The sequence below is a fragment of the Shimwellia pseudoproteus genome, from assembly GCF_016415625.1.
GTDB lineage: Bacteria > Pseudomonadota > Gammaproteobacteria > Enterobacterales > Enterobacteriaceae > Shimwellia > Shimwellia pseudoproteus.
Genome location: NZ_WBXP01000004.1, coordinates 79,290 through 94,289 on the forward strand (window position 1 = coordinate 79,290; position 15,000 = coordinate 94,289).

A 15,000-nucleotide genomic window follows, 5' to 3' on the forward strand; every position below is an offset into this window, starting at 1 on the left:
AATTCACGGGAGAGAGTCTCTGATGAAAAACTGGAAAACAAGTGCGGAACAGATCCTGAAAAGCGGTCCGGTTGTTCCTGTTATCGTTGTAAAAAAACTGGAACACGCGGTACCGATGGCTAAAGCACTGGTTGCCGGTGGCGTTCGCGTTCTGGAAGTTACCCTGCGTACTGAATGTGCCCTGGAAGCTATTCGCCTTATCGCCAAAGAAGTACCGGATGCCATCGTTGGCGCGGGTACAGTTACTAACCCGCAGCAGCTGGCAGACGTCACCGCAGCGGGCGCGCAGTTCGCCATCAGCCCGGGTCTGACTGACTCTCTGCTGAAAGCGGCAGCCGCAGGTACTATCCCGCTTATCCCGGGTATCAGCACCGTGTCTGAGCTGATGCTGGGTATGGATCACGGCCTGAAAGAGTTTAAATTCTTCCCGGCTGAAGCAAACGGCGGCGTTAAAGCCCTGAAAGCCATTGCTGGCCCGTTCGCGCAGATCCGTTTCTGCCCGACTGGCGGTATCTCTCCGGCTAACTACCGCGACTACCTGGCGCTGAACAGCGTCCTGTGTGTTGGCGGCTCCTGGCTGGTACCGGACGACGCAATGGAAGCCGGTGATTACGATCGCATCACCGCGCTGGCAAAAGAAGCCGTTGCAGGCGCCAAACTGTAAGTCTGGCCCTGAATAAAAAATCCCCCTGTCCAGGGGGGATTTTTTTTGCCCGCGCGCCGTGGGCTGGCGGTTAGCGGGCCGGTTATCAGGGTACGACCTCAACGGTTTCTGCTGCCTGCTTCGCCCGGGCAACCGCGTCGTCAATGGTCTCGCCGCTGGCGAGCGCCACACCCAGCCGCCGGGTACCGTCAATATCCGGTTTGCCGAACAGCCGTATCTGGATACCCGCCCCCAGGGCCTCTGGCACCCGGGCAAATTTGACATTATCGCTGGTCAGGGCCGGCAAGATAACCGCCGAGGCGGATGGCCCATATTGGCGGATACCGCCCACCGGTAGCCCGGTAAAAGCCCGCACGTGCAGGGCAAACTCCGACAGATCCTGAGAGAGCAGGGTGACCATCCCGGTATCGTGGGGACGGGGGGACACTTCGCTAAAGATAACGTCATCGCCGCAGACGAACAGCTCAACCCCAAACAGGCCGTGTCCCCCCAGGGCATTGACCACCTTCGCCGCGATGGCTTCGGCCCGGGTGCGCGCCAGCGGGCTCATCTGCTGGGGCTGCCAGGACTCACGGTAATCGCCATCTTGCTGGCGGTGGCCAATTGGGGCGCAAAAATGGATGCCGTCCACGGCGCTGACCGTAAGCAGCGTGATTTCAAAATCAAAATTAACCACCCCCTCCACAATCACCCGTCCGGCGCCGGCACGTCCCCCTTGCTGGGCATATTGCCAGGCCGCCTCCAGTTGCCCGGCGCTGCGAATAAAGGTTTGCCCTTTACCGGAGGAGCTCATCACCGGTTTAACGATACAGGGCAGGCCAATCTCACTGACCGCCTGGCGGAAGCTGACGTCATCGTCGGCAAAACGGTAGCTGGAGGTCGGCAGCCCGAGGGTTTCCGCCGCCAGGCGGCGAATGCCTTCCCGGTTCATGGTCAGACGGGTGGCGTTGGCGCAGGGCACCACGCACTGGCCGCGGGCTTCCAGTTCGGCCAGCGCATCGGTGGCAATCGCTTCGATTTCCGGCACGATATAATCCGGCATCTCGCGGGCCACCAGCGCTTTCAGGGCTTCGCCGTCCAGCATATTGATAACGTAGCTACGGTGGGCGACATGCATGGCGGGGGCATCCGCGTAGCGGTCCACCGCGATCACTTCCAGCCCGAGTCGCTGGCACTCAATGGCCACTTCTTTGCCTAATTCACCGGAGCCTAACAGCATAACGCGCGTGGCTGCCGGGCGCAGTGCGGTTCCCAACATAGACATAAATTCTGTACCTGCGGTAGTTAACGACCGGCGCAGTATATACGAAAACGATTGCGTATGGGGAGTACACCCCGCTTGAGTCACCACAGATAATTACTTATACTGGATAAAAACACAGTTAATGGAGTGTGTGATGGCAGTTGTTGTTAAGTATGTAGTCACCAGAGAGGGCGAGGAAAAAATGGCTTTCACCAGTAAAAAGGAGGCCGACGCCTACGATAAAATGCTCGATTTGGCGGACACGCTGAACGGCTGGCTGGCCCAGGGGCCGGTTGAGCTTGAGGCCCGGCAACAGGATACCCTGGCCATGTGGCTGGCGGGGCAGCGGGAGACATTAAGTGCGATCCTGAAAACCGGACAGTTGCCGGATGCGGCGTTAACCGCCACCCCTGGCGCTGAGCCTGCGCCGGTCGTGCCTCACCGTCCGGCCACCAAAAAGCCCCGGGCCGCCTGATCCGCGGTTTGCAGTTCGGCGATTTTGTACCAGAGTTTCTGTAAGCGTTGTTGGTATTACAGGAGCCTTGCTATGCGCTACAGGATGCTGATGTCCGCCGTCATGTTACCTCTGTTGGCTTTCCCCGGGTTATCTGCCGCGGCGAGCCCGTCCCGCGATACTCCCCGTGAGGTGACTATCCCCCCTTGTACCGGCGTGGATGCCGCCGGTATTGCCGCCCTGGTGAAACAAGACTATCTGACCAACCGGGTGGTTGCCTGGGCCGCTGATCGGGATATTCTTGGCCAGGACGATCCGGTTGCCTGGGTGAATACGGCGGATATTGTCGGCCAGGGTGACCACTGGCAGGTGCCATTAATGGTACGGGGTAAACAGGGCGATATTCACTACTCGGTGGTGGTGGAATGTAAAACCGGGACGGTGCACTATATGTCTTAAGCGGCCGCGGTATTTGTTGCGGCGACAGATATTCCCGTTAGATATTCCCGTTAATAGTGAAGTGACATGCCACCAAAAGCGAAAAAAATACCCCACACCATGACTTTGCATGGTGACACCCGGGTTGATGACTATTACTGGCTCAGGGACGATTTCCGCACAGACCCCGAGGTACTGGCTTATCTGGAGCAGGAGAACCAGTACGGTAAGCAGATCATGGCCAGCCAAAACCGGCTACGGGACACGCTGCTGCAGGAAATTATTCAGCGTATCCCCCAGCGGGATGCGTCAGCCCCCTGGGAGAAAAACGGCTACCGTTACCGGCATATTTATGAGGCCGGCGGTGAATACCCGGTTTATCAACGCCAGCCCGTGGCGACCAATACCCCCGACGCGTGGCAAATCCTGCTGGACGGTAACCAGCGGGCAGCGGGAAGTGAGTTCTGGGATATGGGCGGGATGAGCATTAGCACCGATAACCGCATTATGGCGGTGGCGGAAGATTACCTCTCCCGACGCCAGTATAGCCTGCGGCTGCAAAACCTGGAGACCGGCAACTGGTACCCGGAAACCCTCAATAATGTCTCATCGAGCTTTGTCTGGGCCAACGATGGCGCCACCCTGTATTACATTCGTAAACACCCGCAGACACTGTTGCCTTATCAGGTCTGGCGCCACCAGGTGGGCCACCCTGCCGACCATGATGTGCTGATATACGAAGAGCAGGATGAGCGTTATTACGTCAGCCTGAGCAAAACCACCTCGCGTAAATATGTGATGGTTTATCTGTCCAGTACCACGGCCAGTGAGATCCTGCTGCTGGATGCGGATGATCCTGATGCCCGGCTGGTCAATTTCCTGCCGCGCAGTAAAGATCACGAATACAGCGTCGATCACTACCAGTACTGGTTTTATATCCGTTCTAACCGCGACGGGAAAAATTTTGCTCTCTACCGCAGCCGGGTGATGGAACCCGCGGCCTGGAAGGCGATTGTTGCCCATCGCCCGGATGTGATGCTGGAAAGCTTCACCCTGTTTTCCCGCTGGCTAGTACTGGAGGAGCGCCAGCAGGGCCTGACCCAGTTGCGGCTGATTAACCGCCAGACCCATGAGGAATCCCGGATTGCCTTTGATGATCCGGCGTATGTGACCTGGGTGTCCACGAACCCGGAACCCGATACCCCGTGGCTGCGCTACGGTTATTCGTCGATGACGGTGGCCGATACGCTATACGCCCTGAATATGGATACCGGTGAGCGGGTGGTGCTGAAACAGCAGGATGTGCCGGGCTATCGCCCGGGTGACTACCGCAGCGAGCGGTTATGGGTCACCGCGGCGGATGGTGCGCAGATCCCGGTGTCGCTGGTCTATCACCGTGAGCATTTCCGCAAAGGGGCCAATCCGCTACTGGTATATGGCTATGGCGCCTATGGCAGCAGTATTGATGCGGACTTCAGCACCAGCCGCCTGAGCCTGCTGGATCGCGGTTTTGTGGTGGCCATTGCGCATATTCGCGGCGGCGGTGAGCTGGGGCAGCAGTGGTATGAGGATGGCAAGCTGGACCACAAAATGAATACCTTTACGGACTATATTCAGGTTTGTGAGTCCCTGTTGGCCCAGGGCTATGGCGCGGCAGAATATCTCTATGGTATGGGGGGCAGTGCCGGGGGGCTACTGATGGGCGCGGTGGTCAACATGCGGCCCGACCTGTTCCGGGGTATTGTGGCCCAGGTACCGTTCGTGGACGTGCTGACCACAATGCTGGATGAGTCTATCCCGCTGACCACTGGGGAGTATGAAGAGTGGGGTGATCCTAATGAAGCCCGCTGGTATCAGTATATGAAGCAGTACAGCCCCTATGACAACGTCACGGCCCGGGAATACCCGCACCTGCTGGTCACCACCGGGCTGCATGATTCCCAGGTGCAGTATTGGGAGCCCGCTAAATGGGTGGCGAAGTTACGTGACACCCGGCTGGGCGACAATCTGCTGCTGCTATGTACCGATATGGATACCGGTCACGGCGGTAAGTCCGGGCGCTTTAAATCCTGGGAGGGGGTGGCCCTGGAGTACACCTTCCTGGTGGCATTAACACAGGGCACGTTACCGGGGCACGAAGACTAACCGGCCTGTGCGGGCCGGATTTAGCCCGGGGGTTTAAGACTGCTGGCGGTCAAGGTAGTGTTTGAGGGTGCCGCGTAATTCTGGTGTCATAGTGGTCAGGTTGTTCCACATCCAGCGCAGATAGCCAGGGTCCCGTTCGGCAATGGTGGCAACGGACTGCCCGCGATACTTACCGAACGGCATCTCTGCCAGCAGGGCCGGGCGGCCAGTGACATCCACCATTTGCTCCGGGTCCCAGCCTGAGACCTCCATAATGCGCAGCATCAGCGCGGCGGTGATATAGCAGTCATACAGCGCCCGGTGCTGGTGCAGCCCGCTGGGGGTCTGTACCTGAAGCTTCAGGCTATGGTACAGCCCCATATTGCTGTATTTGATTCCCGGCCACAGTCGGCGGGCCAGTTTCATAGAACAAATCCAGCTGCCGGGCATTTCCGGCAACACCCGGCTATCAAAACTGGCGTTATGGGCCACATAGTAGTCGCTACCGTAATAACGGGGCAGCACCTCTTCTATCCACGGCTTATCCGCTACCATACTTTCGGTGATCTTGTGAATCGCCATCGCTTGCTGGGAAATAGGGCGATCCGGGCGGACCAGATCGCTCATCGGGTTGACTATTTGGCCGTCAATAATATCGACAGAGGCCACTTCCACAACGCCACCCTGCAAGCCGCAGGTTTCGGTATCGATAATTCGTAGCATTGGGCTCTCCGCTGGCAAAAACGCTAGACTAACGGAATGACCTCGCCCTGCCAACCCCGCTCGCTGCGGCGGCTGATAACCAGCAGCTCGCCTTCATCGGCCCGGACAATCAACTGACCCCGTTCATCCCAGCAGGCGCTGCGTCCGGCGGTGCGGGTACCATTGACGCTCCAGGCATGGTTAGCCATCAGCACCGGCAGGCGGTACTTGTGGGACCAGCGCTGTAAGTGCATCACTTCGTGCTGCCAGGCGATTTCCGAGACGATACGCCCGGTGGTATACAGATCTGCCCCCTGATCGGCGGCGCTGCGTGGCCAGGTCTCATCCTGGCCTTCAGAGTTGATCCCCAGTGCAAAACTACGGCCCTGACGGCCAATAATCGGGGCGCCGTCGCTGATCCCGTCCCAGGCGCCGGCGGGTTTATGGCACGCCATGCGGCTGCCATCGGGCATAAACCCGACTGCACCCGGCAGAATTTGTTCTGCTTCCCGCAGGGGCAGGCCGACAATGACGGTCATCTGGTGCGCCATTGCTGCCGTTTGCAGCACATCAAGGGCCGGGCTATCGAAAGAGAGACCATTAAGGGATTCGGTACAAGGGGAGAGCCCGGTGAGCGAGTATTCCGGGAAAACCAGCAAGTCCACCTGCTCCCGCGCGGCGCGGCGGATAAAGTGCAGGTGGTGGCGGATATTGGCGTCAAGCTCGCCATCATGGCAGCCATACTGGGCTGCGGCGACATTCCATTGCGTCATCAGAGTATCCTTTCTGAGGTTATCTGACACCGGATCCGTGGTGCCAGTTGGCCGTCGGCCTGTGAGTCAGGCCATTACGTTGCGCAAATCATAATAGCAGATAAATGGTTACGGTAAGTCACCAATCTGGCGTTATTTTGATTTTGGTTCGTAAGGCAGCCGTGACAAATTCACCGACGCCAGGCGATGGGCGATTAATCGCTCGCGAAACCAGCCCCGTAACGCCGGCGGTTGTTCCATCTCCACCTGATCGGCGATAACCGGCATATTGTAACGCTCTTTAAAAGCCACCCCTGCGGCAGCAAGATCAACATTCACTTTGTCCATCTCGTCCTGGGACAAATCAGCAAGATTATGGTTGTGCATGGGTCCTCCGGTAGTGCAGGCCAACACGGTACTGATTAGGCATGGTGATGACAAGGGCTGAATGCAATTTATCTTTCCGGCCCGGCTTTCATACGAAAGTTAACGCGACAGCAGAAAGTGTGACCGTTATCATAATGGGCGGCGGGGAATGGATAACGGCTCCCCGGGCTAACGGTATGATTGAGGTGGTATGAAAATTAAACTGATCGCAGTAGATATGGACGGTACGTTCCTTGATGATCGCAAGCAGTACGACAGGCCGCGTTTTATGGCGCAGTACCAGGCGATGGTGGAGCAGGGCATTCGCTTCGTGGTGGCCAGCGGCAACCAGTACTATCAGCTGATTTCGTTTTTCCCAACCCTTCGCCACCAGATTGCTTTCGTGGCGGAGAATGGGGCCTTTATCTACGATGGTGATGAGCAAGTGCGCCACGCCAGTCTGTCCCGGGAGGCCTATTTACATGTGCTGGATGCTCTGGACGCCAGCGGCGCCGATAATTACGTCATTTGCGGCCTGAACAGCGCCTGGTACGCCCGCAATGCGCCTCAGGCATTTATTGATCTGATGTCCCGCCACTACCACCGCCTGCAGCCGGTGGATAACCCCCGGGATATAGACGACACCATTTTTAAATTCTCACTCAATTTACCGGATCAGGATATCCCGGCGCTGATTAACCAGCTCAGCCATACCCTGGATGGCATCATGACGCCGGTGACCAGTGGTTTTGGTTTTGTCGATCTGATTATCCCCGGTGCCCATAAGGGCAGTGGGTTACAGTGCCTGCTGGACCGCTGGCATATTGCGCCGCAGGCGTGTGTGGCTATCGGTGACAGCGGTAACGATATCGAGATGCTTAAGCTGGTGGGGTACCCGGTGGCGATGGCGAATGCCGTTGAGCAGGTAAAAGATATCGCCCGTATCGAAACCCGTTCTAACAATCATGACGGGGTCCTGAGGGTTATCGACGACGTGCTGAACCGGCGCGGGCCCTTTGCCTGATAGCGGGCGGTTCAGAGGTCAATAGCCGCCAGGCGCCAGCGGGGACGAGGCTGGCGCTGGTACAGCGCACCGGCCATTGCCTCGCCAATCTCCGCACAGGCAATAAGCCCCTGGATGAAGGGCCGGTCGTGCATCAGCCAGGGAATGGCCCCGAAGGCTATCCGCCCCTGGGCTTCATCCGGGGCCAGTAAGGTATAGTCGTGGCTGACCGGCGGGATAGCCTCACCGGCAGACTGGATCTGGCGGCGCAGGGAGGGGAAAGGCAGATCCTCAGTTTGCAGGGCCTGCTGTCCGCGGGCATCAATAAAAACATCGAATTGCTCAACTGCTCCCCGGACGGTGATGGTGGTGTGATGCGCCGCCGTGCTGCACCGGTAATCCTCCCCAAGCGCAATCATACTCAGCACCCCCGCATCATGTAGCGCCAGCAGGCGGCGAATCGACTGGGGCGGCACGGCGGCATAGTTGTCAATAAAGACCCGCGCCAGCCCGCGTTCAACGCGCCGGGCATCCTGGTCTGTCAGCCAGGGGATAATTTCCTGGAATGCCTCATGCAGTCGCAGCACGGCATAGCGCCAGGGAACGGTGTAGCGCTGGTGCTTATTGTGTTCCACTTCGCGAAGATTACGCCGGGCCCAGAGAAAGGGATCGTGACGCTGGCGTTCGGCAAACCAGGCGGTTGTGAAGCTGTCGGCATCCAGGGTATGCAGGGATAACCGGGCACTCCAGTCAGGATCGGCGAGGGTTATCTCTTGCACCATCAGCTGGAAAACCCTATCGAGTAACCCTTCTGCACCACTGGCAATTTCGCGGCGCAGGGCGGCGGGGGTTACAATTTGCAGCGGCTGGTAAGGGATCGGGCAGTAGAAATCGGCTTCTGGCAGAATGCCGGTACGCGACATCAGCACAATCTTGAGCGCATGACTGTGGCGGTGCAGCCGGAAGCGCAGATTCGCCTCATCCTGGCTGATAAAATCACCGTGCTGGATAGCCACCGCCATAGCTGCATCTATTCCGCTAAGGGAGGCACCGAGGATCCCAATCCGTCCCGGGGGCACATGGGCCTCCATCAGGCCGGACCACGGGCTGGGGTAGAATGCGCGGGTGGCTTCTGATTTATCCGGCCAGACATGCCCGGTGGCGATAGCCACAAAATCGAACATGTCAGGCTCGGTATTGTCCCTCCGCCAGAGCCTGACCCCCTGCGCGGTGGCCTGTAAATCCGTCACCGGGCACGCTTCATGCACCGCCACCCGATAGCCCAGCGCCCGGGCCTGGGCCACCAGCGCCTGAAACTGATGATGGAAATAGTCACCCAGCAGAATACGCGGCAGAAACTGGCGGACGTGCAGGTTGTCACGCACTACGCCGTAGCGGGACAAATAGGCGTCATCCTGGGTTTTCAGCCATTCGAGGTAGGTTTGCCCCAGGGGCGGGATTTCGATACTGGCGATGTTGGCCAGCATGATATTCGCGTTTTCTTCACGGCTGTAGGGCATCCCGACCCCGGCACTGCTGGCCTGTTCAAAAATGGCAATAGCCACTGGCTGAGCGCGTTTTATCAGGGAATACAGGGTGTAAATTCCTGTCGGGCCTGCGCCGACGATAGCAATATTTTTCATTATTGTTCTCTGGGGCATGTTTGGTGGCGCAATGCACTAGCGCTGAGTAAGTGTGGCTGAGGATCGGCGGCATAGCCAGTATCATGCAGGAGATTAACACGGCATTATCTGCGGGGATAATCAGAATACGGCACGACAGGTAATAGTATGAAAACAGCAATAAAATCGGAAACGAAACAGAAGGGAAATTATAGCGAAAATCATGGTGCGTCCGAGTGGACTCGAACCACCGACCCCCACCATGTCAAGGTGGTGCTCTAACCAACTGAGCTACGGACGCACTGAATAAGAAGAGATGGTGCGTTCAATTGGACTCGAACCAACGACCCCCACCATGTCAAGGTGGTGCTCTAACCAACTGAGCTATGAACGCATTGCTCTGTGACAACGGGGACGAATATTAGCGGCAGGCCCCGGTCCTGGCAAGGGGGAAACGCGAAATTTCTGTAATAATTCACGCGATTGCTGCTGTTACACGCAAAGTGATTGAAAAACAGCCGCCGCTGTGTTGCCATACAGCGTTACACACCGGCGGTCGCAGGTTAGCGCGCAGCGCGCTGCAAAATAAACTGTGACGGCTGGCGTTGTAACCAGCGCATACGCAACATCATCATGATGGCGGCGGAGGTCAGGCCAATAATAAACCCGATCCAGAACCCGGCAGGCCCCATCCGCGGTACCACCCAGTCAGTGAGTGCCAGGGTATAACCACAGGGCAGGCCCAGCACCCAGTAAGCGATAAAGGTCACGTAGAAGATGGCGCGGGTATCTTTGTAGCCGCGCAGCACCCCGCTGCCTATCACCTGAATAGAGTCCGAAATCTGGTAGATTGCCGCCAGCAGCATCAGGTGCGCCGCCAGGGTGACCACATTAGGATCTTTGTTGTACAGCATGGCGATGGGCTCACGCAGGCTGATGGTGAAGATAGCCGTCAGCATTGCCATGCAAACTCCGACACCGAGCCCGGTTCTGGCGGCGGTCTGGGCATTTGCCGTTGACCCCTCACCAAGACGGAAACCCACCCGGATAGTCACCGCCGCCCCGAGAGACATCGGCAGGACAAACATCAGTGAGCTAAAGTTCAGGGCAATCTGGTGGCCGGCCACGTCGACAATACCCAGCGGAGAAACCAGCAGCGCCACCACGGCAAACAGGGTGACTTCAAAAAACAGCGCCAGCGCAATCGGCAAACCAAGCTGCACCAGGCGTTTAAGCAGGGCAAGATCGGGCCCGGTAAACGTTTCTGGCGGGCGGATATCGCGCATAACGTGGGCATGTTTAATAAAGTACAGCATGCAGCCCGCCATCACCCAATATACCGACGCGGTAGCGACACCACAGCCGACACCCCCTAACTCCGGCATACTAAAATGGCCGTAGATGAAAATGTAGTTAATCGGGATGTTCAGCAGCAGGCCGAGGAAGCCCATCACCATACCCGGTTTGGTTTTCGCCAGACCTTCACACTGGTTACGGGCAACCTGGAAAAACAGATACCCCGGAGCTCCCCACAGCAGGGCACGTAAATAGCCCACCGCTTTGTCTGCCAGTTGGGGGTCGATGTTGTGCATCGCATGGATGATATAACCGGCATTCCACAGCACCACCATGACCAGTACCGATACCATTCCCGCCAGCCAGAAGCCCTGGCGAATCTGGGCACCAATGCGATCCCGGCGCCCGGAACCATTTAACTGGGCAATAATCGGGGTCAGCGCCAGCAGCAGGCCGTGGCCAAACAGAATGGCGGGGAGCCAGATAGAGGTACCGATGGCCACCGCGGCCATATCGGTGGCGCTGTAACCACCAGCCATGACGGTATCGACAAAACCCATGGCTGTCTGCGCGACTTGCGCGAGGATAACGGGGATCGCCAGTGCCAGTAACTGACGCGCCTCGGTGAAATACTTCTGCACGTTACACCTATATATTTTTGTTATAAAGAAAGATAAAGCATCTGCCCAATGGGCGGAAGAAAGAATAAAAGAGGGAGATTCGATCTTATTCTAGCGGCAGTTAACCAATACGCCAGCGAAATAGTCTGCGCCAGCACAGAGTGGCTGGCAACCTTTTTTGCCAGCTGTTATTGTGCTTGCTGCGGTATGTCTGGCCCGGGCCGGATTGCGGTATAATGTTCGGATCAATCGCTCTGCTGTAATCGTTACGAGATTGTTATTAAACCAGGAGTTAATTATGTTTACCGGTATCGTCCAGGGCACAGCCCGCGTGGTGTCTATTGAAGAAAAACCGAACTTTCGTACCCATGTGGTCGAACTGCCGGATGCCATGCTACCCGGTCTGGAGACCGGTGCCTCTGTGGCACATAACGGGTGCTGCCTGACCGTAACCGAGATTAACGGCAATCAGATTAGCTTTGATCTGATGAAAGAAACCCTGCGTATCACCAACCTCGGTGAAATAGTGGAGGGGGATAAAGTAAACGTTGAACGCGCGGCCAAATTTAATGACGAAATTGGCGGTCATTTAATGTCCGGTCATATTATGACCACTGCTGAAATAACCAAAATTCTGGCCTCAGAAAACAACCGCCAGATCTGGTTCCGGGTTCAGCACCCGGAATTAATGAAATATATTCTGCACAAAGGATATATCGGCATCGACGGTATTAGCCTGACGGTTGGCGAAGTTACCGCCACGAAATTCTGTGTGCATCTGATCCCGGAAACCTTAGAACGTACTACGCTTGGGGAACGCCGGATTGGCCAGCGGGTGAATATTGAAATCGATCCCCAGACCCAGGCCATTGTTGATACCGTTGAACGGGTACTGGCGACGCGCGGTCTGGCGGGTGGGCTCGGCGGCGCTATTGAGGCGCTACAGCCGCAATGACGGGCACATAAAAAAAGCCCATGCAAAAAATGGGCTTTTTTTACCGGCCCCGAAGCGCGCAGTGGCGCACCGGGGTTTTTATTTAGCGGGCAACCCGCAGGCCGTTTTCCACACCCCGGGAGAACATCACCTGCCAGAGCTGAATATCCCGGGCGCGGAAAGCCCCGGCGCAGGCATTCAGATAATAGGTGAACATCCGTTTAAAGCGCTCGCTGTAGTTGTCGGCAATTTCCGGCCAACTGGCGAGAAAGCGTTTATTCCAGGCCATTAGCGTGGTGTCATAGTCCTGGCCAAAGTTGTGCCAGTCCTCCATCACGAAATGCTTTTCACTGGCGATGGCAATCTGGCGTACCGAGGGCAGGCAACCATTAGGGAAGATATATTTGTCGATCCACGGATCGACATTATTATCGGTTTTTTTCGACCCAATGGTATGCAGCAGGAATAAACCGTCTGGCTTCAGATTACGATCGACAACAGTAAAGTAGGTATCGTAGTTCTTCGGGCCAACGTGTTCGAACATCCCCACGGAAACGATACGATCATACTGGTCATCCAGATCGCGGTAATCTTGCAGCAGAATAGTGACATCCAGATCTTTACAGCGTGCCTGGGCCATTTTCTGTTGCTCTGCCGAGATAGTCACCCCGTGGACGGTGACCCCATAATGGCGGGCGGCAAACTCAGCCAGGCCGCCCCAGCCGCAACCAATATCCAGCACCTTCATCCCTGGCTTCAGCTGTAACTTCTCACAGATAAGTTTTAGCTTCGCCTGTTGAGCCGCTTCCAGTGTGTCAGCGTCTTTCCAGTAGCCGCAGGAATATTGCATAAAAGGGTCGAGCATACGGTGGAATAAGTCATTACCCAAATCATAGTGTTCTTTACCTACGATCCAGGCACGCTTACGGGACTGCAAATTAAACAAGCGCGCACTGAGAATGCGCAGCGTATCCTTCAGGTGTTGCGGGATTTGGTCTTCCAGACCGGCACGCAAAATTTTGGTGAAAAAGATATCCAGCCGTTCGCACTCCCACCAGCCGTCCATATAACTTTCACCAAGACCAAGAGAGCCCTCCTGGAACACCCGTTTAAAAAAATCCGGGTTTTTCACCTGAATGTCGCCCACTGCATTGCCGTTAATGGTGACGCCGGCTTTGCTAAGCATTTCATGGGCCAACCGATACCAGTCATTGTCAGTTACGCTTGTTTCTTCTATACACGATGAACTCATAGCTTCTCCATCACCTTGTTGTGATTAGAACCTCAGAAAAGCGTAGACGCTAATTCCTGGGTGTGAGAAATCTCACGGAAAAATCCGTGCGCCTGGAATCCGACGTAGAACAGAGAAAGGAAAAACTCTCCCCGAAAGGCACGGTCCTTCGCAAAAAAAACGAGAGAATCCGCTCTCGTTGATAGTAAAAAATTATGATATTTCTGATTCAACTGTATAGCAGTATATGCCTGCTTTTTGGGTGATTCAATAAAAAATTGTTAGCGTGCTAACAGGAGAATCACCCGCCTTATCATTGGGTTATTGCCTGTTTAGCTGCTGTTGATATTCTGAATTATCCCGCAGGGTCGCACGTTTCGTTATCCAGTAACCGGCCAGCGCCAGGGGAACGGTTCCCAGCATTACGCTGGTGGTGGTGAGCAGCGGGGTCGCCACCAGCCAGGAAACCAGCATACTGGCCAGGAAACACAACCCCAGCTGTAAGGTATTTTGCAGAGCGGCTGCGCGCCCGGCGGCCCGGGGGAAGGGCAGTAATGCTGCCGCCACCACTATCGGGTAGATAGCCCCATTGACCATAGCCATCACGCAGAACGGGATCAGTAACTCCACCAGGCTTGGGTGGCTACTCAACGCCACCCCAAACACCGCCAGCACACTCAGTGAGTAAACCGCCAGCAGGGCGGGTAATAGCCGTGACCCGGCGCGGCGGCTCAGCAGCACTTTACAGCTATACCCCCCGACGAGAAAGGCGATGGTTTGCGGGACGTAGCTCAGGCCCGTGACCGCCGGGCTATAGCCCATGGCGTGGAGAATAAACGGTGAGCCGGTGAGCCAGGCGAAAAAACTGGCCGAACAGGCGGCATAAATCAGCACATTGCCGTGGAAAAACGGTGACACCAGTAAGGTGATAAAGCGCACGGGGGCATCCGCAGCGGCGGGCCGGCGGCGATGTCCGGGAGGTAAACGTAATGCCGGGATAATCAACACCAGGGTGATGACAAACAGTACCGCGAAGATCCCCTGCCATTCGAAATGGTTCAGTATCCAGCTACCCAGTAGCGGCGCCAGCGCGGGGGACAACCCCACCAGCGGCATAATCGTCGCAAACACCTGGTTCACTTTTTGTGGCGGGTAGTTGTCCGCCACCAGAGCCTGCCAGCTGACCGTGGCGGAACAGACACCGACTGCCTGAATAAAGCGCAGCACCAGCATGAGCCGGGCATCCTCTACCCACAACATGCCCAGACAGCCGAGGGCGAAAATAGTCAGGCCTATTACCAGAACCGGCTTGCGGCCGAAATGGTCGGAAAGCGGTCCCCACACCAGTTGGGCAAGGGCAAACCCGGCGAGAAATACACTCAGGCTGGCGCTGACGGCAGCGGCGCTGGTGCCTAAATATTGTTGAATGGCAGAAAATGCCGGCAGGTACATATCGGTGGCCAAAAAGCCTAACACACTCAGGCCCGCCAGCCAGATAAGAAATCCTTTTGATGGTTGCATCACATACTCTTCTGTCAAATTATTTCAAAT

Annotated in this window: 14 protein-coding genes and 2 tRNA genes; 6 read left to right on the forward strand and 10 right to left on the reverse strand. The window is 56.5% G+C overall.

Going from position 1 to position 15,000, the window contains the following annotated elements:
- The first annotated feature begins 22 nt into the window (after positions 1-22).
- Positions 23-664 (forward strand): bifunctional 4-hydroxy-2-oxoglutarate aldolase/2-dehydro-3-deoxy-phosphogluconate aldolase, encoded by a 642-nt coding sequence (locus F9C28_RS03330; RefSeq protein WP_199013818.1) that lies wholly within the window; start codon positions 23-25, stop codon positions 662-664.
- 85 nt (positions 665-749) lie between these two features.
- On the opposite strand, the gene purT is transcribed toward F9C28_RS03330, so the two are convergent.
- A complete protein-coding gene (purT, locus tag F9C28_RS03335; RefSeq protein WP_199013819.1) occupies positions 750-1,928 on the reverse strand; it encodes a formate-dependent phosphoribosylglycinamide formyltransferase in 1,179 nt (392 codons plus the stop codon).
- A 133-nt stretch (positions 1,929-2,061) separates the two neighbouring features.
- On the opposite strand from purT, the gene F9C28_RS03340 reads away from it, so the two are divergent.
- From F9C28_RS03340 to F9C28_RS03350, 3 genes are all read left to right on the forward strand, one after another.
- The gene (locus F9C28_RS03340) at positions 2,062-2,382 is read left to right on the forward strand and encodes a YebG family protein (protein WP_199013821.1); all 321 of its coding nucleotides are present in this window, start codon (positions 2,062-2,064) and stop codon (positions 2,380-2,382) included.
- Between the two features lie 72 nt (positions 2,383-2,454).
- Positions 2,455-2,820: a protein YebF gene (gene yebF / locus F9C28_RS03345; RefSeq protein WP_408641433.1), complete on the forward strand. Its 366-nt coding sequence runs from the start codon at positions 2,455-2,457 to the stop codon at positions 2,818-2,820.
- A 66-nt stretch (positions 2,821-2,886) separates the two neighbouring features.
- Positions 2,887-4,944, forward strand: a complete 2,058-nt coding sequence (locus F9C28_RS03350) for a prolyl oligopeptidase family serine peptidase (protein ID WP_199013822.1) — start codon at positions 2,887-2,889, stop codon at positions 4,942-4,944.
- Positions 4,945-4,977: 33 nt separating this feature from the next.
- On the opposite strand, the gene exoX is transcribed toward F9C28_RS03350, so the two are convergent.
- From exoX to F9C28_RS03365, 3 genes are all read right to left on the reverse strand, one after another.
- A complete protein-coding gene (exoX, locus tag F9C28_RS03355; RefSeq protein WP_199013823.1) occupies positions 4,978-5,646 on the reverse strand; it encodes an exodeoxyribonuclease X in 669 nt (222 codons plus the stop codon).
- Positions 5,647-5,669: 23 nt separating this feature from the next.
- Positions 5,670-6,398, reverse strand: a complete 729-nt coding sequence (locus tag F9C28_RS03360; RefSeq protein WP_199013825.1) for a carbon-nitrogen hydrolase family protein — start codon at positions 6,396-6,398, stop codon at positions 5,670-5,672.
- A gap of 132 nt (positions 6,399-6,530) precedes the next feature.
- Positions 6,531-6,764, reverse strand: a complete 234-nt coding sequence (locus F9C28_RS03365) for a DNA polymerase III subunit theta (protein WP_199013826.1) — start codon at positions 6,762-6,764, stop codon at positions 6,531-6,533.
- 190 nt (positions 6,765-6,954) lie between these two features.
- Here F9C28_RS03365 and F9C28_RS03370 point away from each other — a divergent pair, with 190 nt between their 5' ends.
- Complete coding sequence (locus tag F9C28_RS03370) at positions 6,955-7,767, forward strand: Cof-type HAD-IIB family hydrolase (protein ID WP_199013827.1); 813 nt, start codon at positions 6,955-6,957, stop codon at positions 7,765-7,767.
- Between the two features lie 11 nt (positions 7,768-7,778).
- On the opposite strand, the gene F9C28_RS03375 is transcribed toward F9C28_RS03370, so the two are convergent.
- The 4 genes from F9C28_RS03375 to mdtK form a co-directional block, all read right to left on the reverse strand.
- Positions 7,779-9,389: an FAD-NAD(P)-binding protein gene (locus tag F9C28_RS03375; protein ID WP_199013828.1), complete on the reverse strand. Its 1,611-nt coding sequence runs from the start codon at positions 9,387-9,389 to the stop codon at positions 7,779-7,781.
- 203 nt (positions 9,390-9,592) lie between these two features.
- A tRNA-Val gene (locus F9C28_RS03380) sits at positions 9,593-9,669 on the reverse strand.
- A 16-nt stretch (positions 9,670-9,685) separates the two neighbouring features.
- Positions 9,686-9,762 (reverse strand) — tRNA-Val (locus tag F9C28_RS03385).
- A 169-nt stretch (positions 9,763-9,931) separates the two neighbouring features.
- A complete protein-coding gene (gene mdtK, locus F9C28_RS03390) occupies positions 9,932-11,305 on the reverse strand; it encodes an MdtK family multidrug efflux MATE transporter (RefSeq protein ID WP_199013830.1) in 1,374 nt (457 codons plus the stop codon).
- Between the two features lie 277 nt (positions 11,306-11,582).
- Here mdtK and F9C28_RS03395 point away from each other — a divergent pair, with 277 nt between their 5' ends.
- Complete coding sequence (locus F9C28_RS03395; protein WP_199013831.1) at positions 11,583-12,239, forward strand: riboflavin synthase subunit alpha; 657 nt, start codon at positions 11,583-11,585, stop codon at positions 12,237-12,239.
- Between the two features lie 82 nt (positions 12,240-12,321).
- Here F9C28_RS03395 and cfa read toward each other — a convergent pair whose 3' ends face one another.
- Both cfa and punC read right to left on the reverse strand, forming a co-directional pair.
- Entirely contained in the window at positions 12,322-13,470 is a 1,149-nt protein-coding gene (gene cfa, locus F9C28_RS03400; protein ID WP_199013833.1) for a cyclopropane fatty acyl phospholipid synthase, read from the reverse strand.
- Between the two features lie 300 nt (positions 13,471-13,770).
- Positions 13,771-14,970, reverse strand: a complete 1,200-nt coding sequence (gene punC / locus F9C28_RS03405) for a purine nucleoside transporter PunC (protein WP_199013876.1) — start codon at positions 14,968-14,970, stop codon at positions 13,771-13,773.
- Between the last annotated feature and the right edge of the window lie 30 nt (positions 14,971-15,000).